The following is a 13201-nucleotide window of genomic DNA, read 5'->3' as shown; positions in this document are numbered from 1 at the left end:
AGCGGACGCTCAGGCGGCGGAGAGCTTCACCGCGAGCGAGTCGACGCGGGTCGCGATGACCTCGTCGGCCGCCCAGCGCTGCGCGAGACGGGCGAGGACCGCGTCGAGTTCGCCCTGGGTGAGTCCGGCGAGCAGCCGCAGACGGACGACCAGTTCCGATGCCGCGAGGCGCGCATCGGGATCGCCCGCTGCGAGGGTCACACCCACGACCGCGAGTTCCGTGCCGATCGACCGCTCGAACGCCTCGAGCACCGCCGGGTCCTCGTAGCTCGGCGTCCACGGCAACGACTGGGCGATCGCCCACAGCGCCGGGCGCCGCACCGCGAACTCCGTCGGCCCCGTCGCATCGAGCACAACGACGTCCGTGTGCTCGCTCGCTGCTGCGAGCGCGACTCGGATGCCGTCGGCCGGGATCGGCCTGGCCGTCGAATTCCACGCCGACATCGCCGCCACCGAGCTGAAGACCGGCATCACGGTTCGGCCGTCGGGGCCGTCGACCGTCACAATCGACAGTTCCTGCGTCTTGTCGACGAGCTGACCGTGCTCGTTCTCCCCGGCCTCGCCGAGATGCGCGACGAGCGGGATGAGCAGACGCGACTCCCGCAGGGCGTCGACGACCTCGGACTCACCAACTTCACGGGCCCGGAAACGCCGGATGGCCTCGATCAGCCGCTCCGGCGCACTGCCGTCGTCGTTCGACGGCGGAGCACTGTGGAAGCTCCGACCCGCCCACGGCTGGCCGGCGGAGTCCGCGTGGTTCCCGCTCACGCCCGACTCGTCGGAGTGGGTGTGAGAGCGGGAGTGACCGTGCTGATCCTCCGAATCAGGACGATGCGACATCCAACGCCTCTGCGAGCGTGAATGCGCCCGCGTAGAGCGCCTTGCCGATGATGGCGCCTTCGAGTCCCTGCGGTACGAGTTCGCGCAGCGCGACGAGGTCGTCGAGGCTCGAGATTCCGCCGGAAGCGACCACCGGACGGTGCGTGCGCTCCATGACCTGCTTGAGCAGTTCGACGTTCGGACCCTGGAGGGTGCCGTCCTTCGTGACGTCGGTCACGACGTAGCGGGAGCAACCGGCCTGCTCCAGACGGTCGAGGACCGTCCACAGGTCGCCGGCGTCCTGCGTCCAGCCGCGTGCCGCGAGTGTGGTGCCGCGCACGTCGAGACCGACGGCGATCGCTTCGCCGTACTGGCCGATCACGTTGGCGGCCCACTCCGGGTTCTCCAGCGCCGCCGTCCCGAGGTTGATGCGCTTCGCACCAGACTCGAGCGCTTGCTCGAGCGAGGCGTCGTCGCGGATGCCGCCGGAGAGTTCGATGTTGACGCCACGCGTCTGCTTGATGACCTTCTTCAGGAGCGCACGGTTGTTGCCACGGCCGAACGCTGCGTCGAGGTCCACGAGGTGGATCCACTCCGCGCCCTGGTCCGCCCAGTCCATCGCGGCGTCGACGGGGTCGCCGTAGTTGGTCTCGGATCCGGCCTCACCCTGGGTCAGGCGGACAGCCTTTCCTCCGGCGATGTCGACGGCGGGCAGCAGGACGAGTCCTGGGGTCGTGTTGAACTCGCTCATGGCTCACTGTCTCTCTCGGAAGCTGCCGGATACTCGCACCGGCACAAGCACAAGATCCTAGTCCTCTAGAGGGTTCCGAGCCAGTTGGAGAGGAGACGGATGCCGGCCTCGCCGGACTTCTCCGGGTGGAACTGCGTGGCGGACAGCGGCCCGTTCTCCACCGCGGCGAGGAAGGGGGTGCCGTGCGTCGCCCAGGTCAGCCGCGGCTTCGGGAACGGCGGCATCACATCGAGCGTCCACTCCTGCGCACCGTAGGAGTGCACGAAGTAGAAGCGTTCGTCGCCGATGCCGTCGAAGAGGATCGACTCCGGATCGGTCTCGACCGTGTTCCAGCCCATGTGCGGGAGCACCGGCGCATCGAGCTGGGTGACCGTTCCCGGCCACTCGCCGAGTCCCTCGGAGTCGACGCCGCGCTCGACGCCGCGCTCGAAGAGCACCTGCATGCCGACGCAGATCCCGAGGACCGGGCGTCCGCCGGCCAAGCGGCGGTCGATGAGTTCGTCGCCGCGCGAGGCCCGCAGTGCGTCGATGACCGCACTGAACGCGCCGACGCCTGGCACAACGAGGCCGTCCGCCTCCTGCGCAGCGCGACGGTCGCCGGTCAGCTCGACGTCCGCTCCGGCCAGCTCAAGCGCCTTGACGGCCGAGTGGACGTTCCCGGAACCGTAGTCGAGGACGACGACCCGTGGACGCGCCGAGGTCACAGTGCACCCTTTGTGGAGGGGATGCCGGTCACCAGCGGATCGAGGGCCTTCGCCTGACGGAATGCGCGCGCGAACGCCTTGAGTTCGGCCTCGGCGATGTGGTGGGGGTCACGTCCGGACAACACGCGGACGTGGACGGTGAGCGCCGCGTTGTAGGCGATCGCCTCGAAGACGTGCCGCACCATCGATCCGGTGAAGTGGCCGCCGATGAGGTGGAATTCGAAACCGGCCGGCTCCCCTTCGTGCACGAGGTACGGTCGGCCGGAGATGTCGACGACGGCCTGCACGAGCGCCTCGTCGAGCGGCACGAGGGCGTCGCCGTACCGGGAGATCCCCGACTTGTCGCCGAGCGCCTGGCGGATGGCCTGGCCGAGCACGATGCCGACGTCCTCGACCGTGTGGTGGACGTCGATCTCCACGTCGCCGCGCGCACGAACCGTCAGATCGGTGAGCGAGTGCTTCGCGAACGCCGTGAGCAGGTGGTCGAAGAACGGGACGGAGGTGTCGATGGAGCTCGCTCCGGTGCCGTCGAGATTCAGTTCCAGCTCGATGCTGGACTCGCTCGTCTCGCGCTGCAGACGGGCGGTGCGCTGCGGGTTCGTCATGCGGTCAGTCTATCGGCGGCGCACACCGCGGCGCCGTCCTGATCGGTTGGTGCGTCACAGAGGAAGGGGAAGGATGCGGATGCGCCTATCGTTGAAGGCGAGGTGACCATGACCACGACCATCCCCAACACCGCATCCCCCCTCGCTCTCTCCGAGATCGAGGCGATCAGGACGCTGTTCCCCATCCTCTCGACCACCGTGAACGGACACGGACTCGTCTACCTGGATTCCGGCGCGACCTCGCAACGACCGGAATCGGTCATTCAGGCCGAGTCCGACTACGCCAGGCGCGCCAATTCCGCCGTGCACCGCGGCGCCCACACGCTCGCGGCGGAAGCCACCGACCTGTTCGAGCAGGCGAGGGAACGTGTGGCGGCGTTCATCGGCGCCGACGAACGCGAAATCGTCTGGACCTCAGGCGCCACCGGCGCCCTTAACCTCCTGGCGTACTCGATCGGCAACGCGAGCGCCGGGCTCGGCGGCGCCGAGGCCGACAGGTTCCGCCTGCAGGCCGGCGACGAGATCGTCGTCACGGAAGCCGAACACCACGCCAACCTCATCCCGTGGCAGCAGCTCGCCGCTCGCACGGGAGCGACGCTCAGATTCATCCCGGTGGACGACGACGGCATCCTCGATCTGGATGCGGCGTCCGCCGTCATCGGCGACCGCACCAGAATCGTCGCGTTCGCGCACGTCTCCAACGTGACCGGAGCGATCGCACCCGTCGATGCGCTCCGCACCCTCGCGCATCGCGTCGGCGCCCTCGTGGTGCTCGATGCCTGCCAGTCCGTCCCCCACCTCCCCATCGATGTCGCAGCACTCGACGTCGACTTCCTGGTCTTCTCGGGCCACAAGATGCTCGGGCCGAACGGCATCGGTGTGCTCTACGGCCGCCGTGAGCTCCTCGACGCCCTGCCGCCGTTCTTGACCGGCGGCTCGATGATCGAAACGGTCACGATGGAGGACGCGACGTTCCTGCCATCTCCGCAACGCTTCGAGGCCGGCACCCAGCCCGTCTCGCAGGCGATCGCTCTTGCAGCAGCCGTCGACGTGCTCACGGGCGTCGGCATGGATCGCATCCACGCCACCGAAGCCGCCTACGGCGCCAGACTCGCCTCCGGACTCGTCGCCATCCCCGGCGTACGGCTCGTCGGGCCCCGCCCCGGAACCGAACGCGTCGGACTCGCGAGCTTCGACCTCGCGGGCGTCCACGCGCACGACGTCGGCCAATTCCTCGACGACCAGGGCATCGCCGTGCGCGTCGGTCACCACTGCGCCCAGCCGCTCCACCGCAGGCTGGGACTCACGGCGACGACCAGGGCGAGCGCCTACCTGTACACGACGGACGCCGAGATCGACGCGTTCCTCGACGCGACGAGCAGGGTCGCAGCGTTCTTCGGAGCCGAACGATGAGCGGCGGCCTGGAGAGCCTGTACCAGCAGATCATCCTCGACCACGCGAAGGAACGGCACGGCTACGGCCTGCACGACGGCGCGGCGGCGGAGTCCCACCAGATCAACCCGACCTGCGGAGACGAGGTGACGCTGCAACTGCACTTCAGCGAGGACGGCGAGCACCTGAGCTCGATCGCATGGGAGGGCCACGGCTGCTCCATCTCGCAGGCGTCGACATCGTGCCTGTCGGACCTCGGGCCGGGGCTCACCGTCGCGGAGCTCTCGGCACTCGCGGACGAGTTCCGCGAGGTCATCCGGTCCCGCGGCAAGCTCGAATTCGACGAGGAGCGCTTCGGTGACGCAGCGGCGCTCAGCGGCGTCTCCAAGTACATCGCCCGGGTGAAGTGCGCGATGCTCCCCTGGGTCGCCGCCGAGGAAGCAGTTCTCCGCCTGACCGCGTAGCCCGTTCACAACTCAGGAGCGCCCCGGCGCGTCGACCCGCACTCATCGCGAGCGCTGGGTGACACACCGGGGCGCTCCTGAATTTCGAACAGGGGTGCAGCGCTGAGTCCGCGCCGCGCACGTGACTCAGCGCGGCGTGATCTCGGCCAGCGCCTCGAGGAATGCCGTCGTCTCCGACTCGGTTCCGGCCGTCACGCGCAGGTGGTTCGGGATGCCCACATCGCGGATCAGGATGCCACGAGCGAACAGCGCCTCGAAGATGCCGTTCGGGTCGTCCACACCACCGAACAGCACGAAGTTCGAGCCACTGCGGTGCGGTGCGTAACCGAGTGAGGCGAGTTCGGTCACCAGGCGGTCGCGCTGTCCACGGATGTCGTCGACCATCGCGAGCATCTCATCAGCGTGGCGGAGCGCCGCGGTCGCAGCCGCCTGGGTGAGGGCGCTCAGGTGGTACGGCAGCCGGACGAGACGCAACGCATCGACGACAGCCGGATCCGCGGCGAGGTAGCCGAGGCGAACACCGGCGAAGGCGAACGCCTTGCTCATGGTGCGCGAGACGATGAGACGCGGACGTCCCTCCAGCAACGTGAGCGCGCTCGCCTCGCCATCGGGTGCGAACTCCGCATACGCCTCGTCCACCACGACGATGCCCGTCGACGCCTCGTAAACGGCTTCGATCGTCGCGAGTGGGAGCGGTGTGCCCGTCGGGTTGTTCGGTGAGCACAGGAACACGAGGTCCGGGTTCGCGTCGCGAACCTGCCGAGCCGCAGTTTCCGGGGACAGCTCGAAGTCGTCGTCACGCGTTCCGGGGATCCAGGAAGTTCCGACGCCAGCTGCCAACAGCGGGTACATCGAGTACGTCGGCACAAAACCGAGGAGCGAACGCCCAGGTCCGCCGAACGCCTGCAGGATGTGCTGCAGGACCTCGTTCGATCCGTTGCCGGCCCAGATCTGATCGGCTGTGACGCCGTGCCCGAGGTACCGTGCGAGGGACTCGCGGAGTTCCGTGAACTCGCGGTCAGGATAGCGGTTCACCGTGAGCACGGCCGCGGCGAGTGACGCCACGATGTCGTGGGCGACGTCCTCGGGGATGGGGTGGGTGTTCTCGTTGACGTTCAGCGCAACGGGCACATGTGCCTGCGGAGCGCCGTAGGGAATTTTCCCTCTGAGGTCGTCGCGGATGGGGAGGTCGTCGAGAGCGGTCACCCGACAATCGTACCGACCGCCGGGGATGCAGGCTGCGCCTAGTCCGTGTACTTGATCGGGATGGCCAGACGCTGGCCCGGCTCTACGCCGGACGACGTCAGCTGGTTGAGGTTGATGATGTCCGCGACGACGTCACGCGGGTCCGCCGTGGGGGCGATGGACTTGGCGAGCTGCCAGAGCGACTCCCCCGCGTCGACCGTCACGTAGGTGAAGGACGCGCCCTGGCCAGCCGCTCCGATGTCCGGACCGGACGCGATGGCGTTGCCGGCCGAGATGGACAGGACGGCGATGGCTGCCACGACGGGCAGCGCAGCGAGGGTGGTGAAGACGACGCGACCGCGGCGCGTGAGGCGCAGTCGCGTGCGTGGTGCCGTGGTGGTGCGTGGAGCCGTGTTCGAACCGGTCGGGATACCGATGAGTGCTGCAGTCATGACTACCTCCAAGTGCTCGCCTGCAGGAACCATGGGGTTCCTGACGAGAATTCGTATCCGGTGTTCGGCCAGGAACACCGGATACGAAGCTGTGTTCCGAATATATATTCGATTGTTCGAATCTTCAACCCTGTTTTCGTACCTTGTTGCACACGAATGTGCGACACGCTCGAACGAATGTTTGTCTGAGGCACGCCGGGCGGATACAGTTTCGAGTGTTGGAGTGAGTACACCAGCACCCACTGACACTGGTCCGGGCAGGAGCGACAATGGCAGCGAACGGTAGGAGCGACGGGGCTCACGAGCGAACGGGCACGCGGCGGCGGAAGAGCCTCAGCGAGAAGCAGCTCGCCATCCTCGACGTGATCCAGCGCGCCGTCGCCTCACAGGGCTACCCGCCGAGCATGCGCGAGATCGGCGATGCCGTCGGCCTCGCATCCCTCTCGAGCGTCACACACCAGCTCAACCAGCTGGAGCTGTCCGGCTACCTGCGCCGCGACCCCAACCGTCCGCGCGCCCTCGAGATCCTCATCGACCTGCCGAGCGCGACGGAGGGCACCCCCTCCGAGAACGCCCCGTCCGTCGGCGACGCCGCCATGGTGCCGCTCGTCGGCCGGATCGCCGCCGGCATCCCGATCACGGCGGAGCAGCAGGTCGAGGAGATCTTCCCGCTCCCCCGTCAGCTCGTCGGCAAGGGCGACCTCTTTATGTTGAAGGTCGTCGGGGAGTCGATGATCGACGCCGCCATCTGCGACGGCGACTGGGTGGTCGTGCGTGAGCAGAAGACGGCGGAGAACGGCGACATCGTCGCGGCCATGCTCGACGAGGAGGCCACGGTGAAGGTGTTCCGCCAGCGCGACGGCCACACCTGGCTCCTCCCCCGCAACTCGGCGTTCGAACCCATCCTCGGCGACCACGCCGACGTCCTCGGCAAGGTCGTAGCGGTGCTGCGTAGCGTCTGATCGGACCGGCGCACGCCGCGGCCGACGCCGCCTACACGGCAGAACGACAGAAGGACCGGATCGAGAATCGATCCGGTCCTTTCCTGTCGATAGATCGGGGTCAGTCGGCGGCGGAGTGCGATGCTCCGGCGACGGCGAGCGGCTCCGCAGCGGCGTGTACGGCACGGGCCGCCGACGCCTCCATCGCGAAGGGTTCGAGGATCGCGGCGATCTCGTCGTTCACAAACGCGTGCACGATGGTGCCGTGCTCGTCATAGCTCGTCTCGACGACCTTGCCACGCTCGTGGAGCACCGTCACGAGGTCTCCGCGGTTGTATGGGACCAGCACGTGCAGCTCTCGGCTGGGCGACGGCAGGACCTCCTCGATCCGCTCCATCAGCTCATCGATACCGACACCCGTGCGTGCCGAGACGAACACGGCGTCCGGTTCGAGACCACGCAGGACGAGCAACTGGCCGTCATCCACCAGGTCGGATTTGTTGAACACGACGATCTCGCGGATGTGCCTCGCACCGACCTCGCCGATGACATCGCGAACCGTCGCGATCTGGCCGGCCGGATCCGGGTGCGACGCGTCCACCACGTGCACGATGACGTCGCTGTCCGCGACCTCCTCGAGCGTGGAACGGAACGCTTCGACGAGCTGGTGCGGGAGATTCCGAACGAACCCGACTGTGTCCGCGAGCGTGTACTCACGGCCGTCAGAGGTGACGTTGCGGCGCACGGTCGCGTCGAGGGTCGCGAAGAGCGAGTTCTCGACCAGCACACCGGCCTTCGTGATGCGGTTCAGCAGACTGGACTTGCCGGCGTTGGTGTACCCGGCGATCGCGACCGACGGAACGGTGTTCCTGCGACGGTTCGCACGCTTGGCCTCACGTGCCGGCTTCATCGCGACGATCTGCTTGCGCAGCTTCGCCATGCGCGTGTGGATGCGACGACGGTCGAGTTCGATCTTCGTCTCACCAGGACCACGCGAGCCCATACCGGCGCCGGCGCCACCGACCTGGCCGCCGGCCTGACGGCTCATCGACTCACCCCAGCCGCGGAGGCGAGGGAGCAGGTACTCGAGCTGGGCGAGTTCGACCTGTGCCTTACCCTCCCGGCTCTTCGCGTGCTGGCTGAAGATGTCGAGGATGACTGCCGTGCGGTCGATGACCTTGACGCCGACGACATCCTCCAGGGCGCGTCGCTGGCTGGGCGCGAGTTCCGTGTCCGCGATGACGGTGTCGGCGCCGAGCGCCTTCACGACGTCGCGGAGCTCGATGGCCTTGCCCCGACCGAGATAGGTGGACGGGTCCGGATGCGGACGGCGCTGCAACAGTCCGTCGAGGACCACGGCGCCGGCGGTCTCAGCGAGGGCTGCGAGTTCGCGGAGCGAGTTCTCGGCGTCGACGAGCGAGCCCTGCTGGTACACGCCGATGATGACGACGTTCTCCAGCCGCAACTGGCGGTACTCGACCTCGGTGACGTCCTCGAGTTCCGTAGACAATCCAGCGACGCGCCGCAGCGCCTGCCGATCCTCTCGATCGAACTGCTCGCCGTCGTCCGCCGTGCCACCCGCGGTGTGCTCCGACTGCAATGCTGCAGCAGAACTCCCGAACAACGAGTAGCCCGACGACTTCACAGCGGCGCTCGACAGGACCCGCTCGACGACATCGTCGGTGGTCGGCTGGATCGAATCGTCGTCTGGCTTCGTCATCGCGTTAACCCTACTTCCTTACTCTCCGGTACGTTTCATCTATGGCACAAGAGCACTATTTCACTCCTGAACCCGGCAGCGAGTTGAAGCTCCGCCCCATCAGCGTCACCCTCGCTGGGGTTCGACGGGAACTGCATTCCGCAAACGGCATCTTCAGCCCCGATCACGTCGACACCGGCACGCAAGTCTTGCTGGCCAATGTTCCGACCCCGCCGCCGGCGGGCGATCTGCTCGACATCGGCTGCGGGTGGGGGCCCATCGCGCTCTCCCTGGCGCTCGCCTCTCCCGACGCGACCGTGTGGGCTGTCGACGTCAACGAGCGTGCTCTCGAGATCACCCGGTTGAACGCCGAACGCCTCGGCCTCACCAATGTCAACGCGGTGCTCCCCCAGGATGTTCCCGCCGACGTACGCTTCGCGACCATCTGGTCGAACCCGCCCATCCGCATCGGCAAGGTCGCCCTGCACGAGCTGCTCCTGCAGTGGGTGCCGCGGCTCGCCGCCGACGCCGATGCCTGGCTCGTTGTGCAACGGAACCTCGGCTCGGACTCGCTCCACCGCTGGCTGCAGGAAGAACTCCCGGCAGACTTCACCGTCACCCGCGACGCCATCGGCAAGGGCTTCCGCGTCCTCAAGGCGAGCAGGGGCGCTGCAGAGTAGATCGCAGGCGCACCGGTTGCGGCGGAGAGGCGTTCGTCAGGCGAGCGTGATCGAACCCGAGTAGACAAGGGTGGCCGGACCGGACAGCGAGACATGTTCGCCGTCCTCCGCGGGGAACATGCGCACACCGAGCGTGCCGCCCGCGACCACGACGCGCCAGTCGTTCGGCGCCGCAGGGCCCGCCCAGTAGCGGAAGGCGAGCGCCGCAGCGGCCGTGCCGGTGCCGCAGCTGAGGGTCTCTCCGCTGCCGCGCTCGTGGACGCGCATCCGGATTCTCGCGATGCCGTCGGAGACCAGCGGATCGCCGGGCACAACGAGTTCGACGTTGGCCCCGTGCTCTGGTGCAGGGTCGAGCACCGGGACGTAGGTGAGGTCTGCGCGATCGAGTTCAGCGTCATCGGGAAGCGCCACGACGACGTGCGGGTTGCCGACGTCGATGCCGATGCCCGGACGGGCGACGGTCAGTTCCTTCACCCGGACGAGGGTCTCCCGCTCGTCGAGCTTCCAGCGGCCGAGATCGACCGTGTACCCGACCGCCGCCGTCTGCACGTCGCGCACCCCGGCACGGGTGCCGATCGCGATGGTCTCGCCGCGGGCGAGTGTGACGAGTCCGCGCTCGATCAGGTAGTGGACGTACACGCGGATGCCGTTGCCGCACATCTCCGCGATGGAGCCGTCCGCGTTGTGGTAATCCATGAACCACTCCGCGTCGGCGTCCTCGGCCAACGCGGCTGCCCCTGCGTCGAGGTTCTTGGACCGGACGGCGCGGATGACACCGTCGGCGCCGATGCCGAAGTGGCGGTCGCACAGAGCCGCGATCTGGTCGGCAGAGAGCGGCTGCTCGCCGTCCGGGTCGGTGTACAGCACGAAATCGTTTCCGGTGCCGTGGCCCTTGGTGAAGTGCAGAGTGAACGCCATCGCACCAGTCTATGGTGGTCAGCCGGGCAGCCCTGCGGCGCCGGCTGCGATGTCCACACGATCCGAATCCGCGGAGTCGATCCAGGTGACATCCGGATACCGTTTGAACCAGCTCACCTGGCGCCTCGCGTACCGTCTCGTCAACCGCTGGGTCTCGGCGATCGCCTCCGCCTCGCTCAACTCCCCGAGGATCTGAGCCGATGCCTGCGCGTACCCGATGGCGCGTTTCGCGGTTACCCCGTCGTCGAGGCCCTGCTTGAGCAGCTGCTCGGTCTCGGCCACGATGCCGTCGGCCCACATCCGTCCGACCCGCGCGTCGAGACGTTCCACCAGATCCGGCCGCGGTGCGCTCAAGCCGATGATGCTCACCGGCAGCCACGGAACAGGCGTCTCTGGCAGCATCGCCCCGTGGCCGGCTTCAGCGAGTTCGTAAACCTCCATCGCGCGGACGACGCGACGTCCGTTCGCGCGATCGACCCGCTCGGCCGTTGCGGGGTCTGCGACCCGGAGCCGCGCGAACATCGCAGCGACACCGTCGCGTTCGAGCTCGTGCTCGAGACGGTCTCTGATGGTCTGGTCCCGCGCGGGGAATCGGAAGTCGTAGACGACGCTCGACACGTAGAGGCCGGAGCCGCCGACGAGGATCGGCGTCGCCCCCCGCTCGATGATCTCCTCGACCGTTCGACGCGCACGCGGCTGATACCAGGCGACCGTGGCCTCTTCCGTCACGTCGAGCACGTCGAACAGGTGGTGGGGAACTCCCCGGCGGTCGGCGAGGGGCAGCTTGGCCGTCCCGATGTCCATCCCCCGGTAGAGCTGCATGGCGTCGACGTTGACGATCTCCGCACGTCCACCACCGGAGGCGATGCGCTCGGCGAGGTCGAGCGAGAGCTCGGACTTCCCCGTGCCGGTCGCACCGACCACGGCGATGAGTGTCACCGACGTTCGCCGTCCGTCGGGTCGTAGATCGGCATCGTTCCAACACCGGGCACCGTGAGCGACGGGGCGCCGATCCGCAGCCCGGGCAGGCCGAGGGAGACCCGGCCTGGCTCGTTCGACGCTCCGCCGGGCGACGGCACACCACAGGATTCAGCCTCGGCCCGGTCCCAGGCGTCGCCGGCCCGGGTGCGACGGATGTCGAGCACTGTTCCCGCCGGGGCGTCGGCGATCAGGTGGAACGATGCGGCTTCCGTGATGACGACCGTCACGACGTCGCCGGGACGAGGCGTCTCGGATCCGGCCGGCACGTCGAAGTGCACCAGGCGCGAGTCCTCCGCCCGGCCGCTCAGCCGGTGCGTCTGTGCGTTCTTCTTGCCCTCGCCGACCGTGACGAGCAGTTGCACCGTCCGGCCTACCTGCTTCTGGTTCTCTTCGTAGCTGATCCGGTCCTGCAACGCCATCAGCCGGTTGTAGCGTTCCTGCACGATCGCTTTTGGCACTTGCTCGTCCATCGTCGCCGCCGGCGTGCCTGGACGGATGGAGTACTGGAACGTGAAGGCGGTAGCGAACCGTGCGGCTTCCACAACGCGCAGCGTCTCCTGGAAGTCCTCCTCGGTCTCGCCTGGGAAACCGACGATGATGTCGGTGGAGATGGCCGCGTACGGGATCTTCTCCCGCACCTTGTCGAGGATGCCGAGGAATCGCTCAGACCGGTAGGAGCGCCGCATCGCCTTCAGGATGCGGTCGGATCCGGACTGCAGCGGCATGTGCAGCTGCGGCATCACGTTGGGCGTCTCCGCCATCGCATCGATGACGTCGTCGGTGAACGCCGCAGGGTGCGGGCTCGTGAAGCGGATGCGTTCGAGGCCGTCGATCTCACCCGCGGCACGCAGGAGCTTGCCGAAGGCCTGGCGGTCGCCGAACTCGACGCCGTAGGAGTTCACGTTCTGTCCGAGGAGCGTCACCTCGATGGCGCCGTCCTCGACGAGCGCGCGGACTTCGGCGAGGATCTCCCCCGGCCGGCGGTCCTTCTCTTTTCCGCGGAGTGCCGGCACGATGCAGAACGTGCAGGTGTTGTTGCAGCCGACGGAGATCGACACCCAACCGCTGTAGCTCGAGTCCCGCTTGGTGGGGAGCGTCGACGGGAAGGTGTCGAGGGATTCGAGGATCTCGATCTGGGCCTCGGCGTTGTGGCGCGCACGTTCCAGCAGGCTCGGCAGCGATCCCATGTTGTGGGTGCCGAAGACGACGTCGACCCAGGGGGCCTTCTGGAGGATGACCTCCTTGTCCTTCTGGGCGAGGCAGCCGCCGACGGCGATCTGCATGCCGTCGTGGTGCTTCTTCACGTTGGCGAGGTGCCCGAGGTTGCCGTAGAGCTTGTTGTCAGCGTTCTCACGCACCGCACAGGTGTTGATGACAACGATGTCGGCTTCCGCGCCGTCGGCCGGGACGTACCCTGCCGCTTCGAGCGAGCCGCTCAGACGCTCGGAGTCGTGCACGTTCATCTGGCAGCCGTAGGTGCGGACCTCGTACGTCCTGACGCGTCCGGCATCGTCGATGGCTGCGTTCGATGGGACGATGACCGTTGGCGTGGACGTGATGCTGCTCATCCCGCAAGTTTACGGGAGCCACCGCTCATCGCTGATTGGAGG

The 13201-nt window shown here is 67.7% G+C and carries 14 protein-coding genes; 4 read left to right on the top strand and 10 right to left on the bottom strand.

The genetic code is table 11. The features are described 5' to 3' along the window. Window positions 1-9: 9 nt before the first annotated feature. From ACL9RL_RS16500 to hisB, 4 genes are all read right to left on the bottom strand, one after another. Window positions 10-768, bottom strand: a complete 759-nt coding sequence (locus ACL9RL_RS16500) for an SseB family protein (protein WP_422781370.1) — start codon at window positions 766-768, stop codon at window positions 10-12. A 55-nt stretch (window positions 769-823) separates the two neighbouring features. Continuing rightward, the gene (gene priA / locus ACL9RL_RS16495; protein ID WP_422781369.1) at window positions 824-1570 is read right to left on the bottom strand and encodes a bifunctional 1-(5-phosphoribosyl)-5-((5-phosphoribosylamino)methylideneamino)imidazole-4-carboxamide isomerase/phosphoribosylanthranilate isomerase PriA; all 747 of its coding nucleotides are present in this window, start codon (window positions 1568-1570) and stop codon (window positions 824-826) included. Between the two features lie 65 nt (window positions 1571-1635). Then, window positions 1636-2274 (bottom strand): imidazole glycerol phosphate synthase subunit HisH, encoded by a 639-nt coding sequence (hisH, locus tag ACL9RL_RS16490; RefSeq protein ID WP_422781368.1) that lies wholly within the window; start codon window positions 2272-2274, stop codon window positions 1636-1638. Next, window positions 2271-2879, bottom strand: coding sequence for an imidazoleglycerol-phosphate dehydratase HisB (hisB, locus tag ACL9RL_RS16485; RefSeq protein WP_422781367.1), 609 nt, complete (start codon window positions 2877-2879; stop codon window positions 2271-2273). Before hisB ends, hisH begins: the two co-directional genes overlap by 4 nt. A gap of 108 nt (window positions 2880-2987) precedes the next feature. Here hisB and ACL9RL_RS16480 point away from each other — a divergent pair, with 108 nt between their 5' ends. Beyond that, window positions 2988-4292 (top strand): cysteine desulfurase, encoded by a 1305-nt coding sequence (locus tag ACL9RL_RS16480; protein ID WP_422781366.1) that lies wholly within the window; start codon window positions 2988-2990, stop codon window positions 4290-4292. Further along, window positions 4289-4735 (top strand): Fe-S cluster assembly sulfur transfer protein SufU, encoded by a 447-nt coding sequence (sufU, locus tag ACL9RL_RS16475; protein WP_422781365.1) that lies wholly within the window; start codon window positions 4289-4291, stop codon window positions 4733-4735. Before ACL9RL_RS16480 ends, sufU begins: the two co-directional genes overlap by 4 nt. Window positions 4736-4861: 126 nt before the next feature. Here the strand turns inward: sufU and ACL9RL_RS16470 are convergent, their stop codons facing one another. Both ACL9RL_RS16470 and ACL9RL_RS16465 read right to left on the bottom strand, forming a co-directional pair. Beyond that, window positions 4862-5941 carry a histidinol-phosphate transaminase gene (locus ACL9RL_RS16470; protein WP_422781364.1) on the bottom strand — a complete coding sequence of 360 codons (1080 nt, stop codon included), beginning with the start codon at window positions 5939-5941 and terminating at the stop codon, window positions 4862-4864. A gap of 38 nt (window positions 5942-5979) precedes the next feature. Further along, window positions 5980-6372, bottom strand: a complete 393-nt coding sequence (locus tag ACL9RL_RS16465; RefSeq protein ID WP_422781363.1) for a LysM peptidoglycan-binding domain-containing protein — start codon at window positions 6370-6372, stop codon at window positions 5980-5982. Window positions 6373-6641: 269 nt separating this feature from the next. Between ACL9RL_RS16465 and lexA the strand changes: the two genes are divergently transcribed. Continuing rightward, window positions 6642-7334: a transcriptional repressor LexA gene (lexA, locus tag ACL9RL_RS16460; RefSeq protein ID WP_422781362.1), complete on the top strand. Its 693-nt coding sequence runs from the start codon at window positions 6642-6644 to the stop codon at window positions 7332-7334. Between the two features lie 100 nt (window positions 7335-7434). Here the strand turns inward: lexA and hflX are convergent, their stop codons facing one another. Further along, entirely contained in the window at window positions 7435-9033 is a 1599-nt protein-coding gene (hflX, locus tag ACL9RL_RS16455) for a GTPase HflX (RefSeq protein ID WP_422781361.1), read from the bottom strand. Window positions 9034-9074: 41 nt separating this feature from the next. On the opposite strand from hflX, the gene ACL9RL_RS16450 reads away from it, so the two are divergent. Continuing rightward, window positions 9075-9692, top strand: a complete 618-nt coding sequence (locus ACL9RL_RS16450; protein WP_422781360.1) for a class I SAM-dependent methyltransferase — start codon at window positions 9075-9077, stop codon at window positions 9690-9692. A gap of 36 nt (window positions 9693-9728) precedes the next feature. Here ACL9RL_RS16450 and dapF read toward each other — a convergent pair whose 3' ends face one another. Genes dapF through miaB form a run of 3 tightly spaced genes read right to left on the bottom strand, consistent with a single transcriptional unit; the run spans window position 9729 to window position 13159 of the window. Next, the gene (gene dapF / locus ACL9RL_RS16445) at window positions 9729-10610 is read right to left on the bottom strand and encodes a diaminopimelate epimerase (protein WP_422781359.1); all 882 of its coding nucleotides are present in this window, start codon (window positions 10608-10610) and stop codon (window positions 9729-9731) included. An 18-nt stretch (window positions 10611-10628) separates the two neighbouring features. Continuing rightward, on the bottom strand, window positions 10629-11549 hold the full coding sequence (gene miaA, locus ACL9RL_RS16440; RefSeq protein ID WP_422781358.1) for a tRNA (adenosine(37)-N6)-dimethylallyltransferase MiaA: 921 nt from the start codon (window positions 11547-11549) through the stop codon (window positions 10629-10631). Continuing rightward, a complete protein-coding gene (miaB, locus tag ACL9RL_RS16435) occupies window positions 11546-13159 on the bottom strand; it encodes a tRNA (N6-isopentenyl adenosine(37)-C2)-methylthiotransferase MiaB (RefSeq protein ID WP_422781357.1) in 1614 nt (537 codons plus the stop codon). The genes miaA and miaB overlap by 4 nt, the downstream gene beginning before the upstream one ends. Window positions 13160-13201 lie beyond the last annotated feature (42 nt).

Origin of the sequence: Plantibacter sp. Mn2098 (genome assembly GCF_049319745.1) — a bacterium.
Classification (GTDB): Bacteria; Actinomycetota; Actinomycetes; order Actinomycetales; family Microbacteriaceae; genus Plantibacter.
Note: the sequence above shows the minus strand (reverse complement) of the source record. Positions and strands in the feature narration are given on the sequence as shown.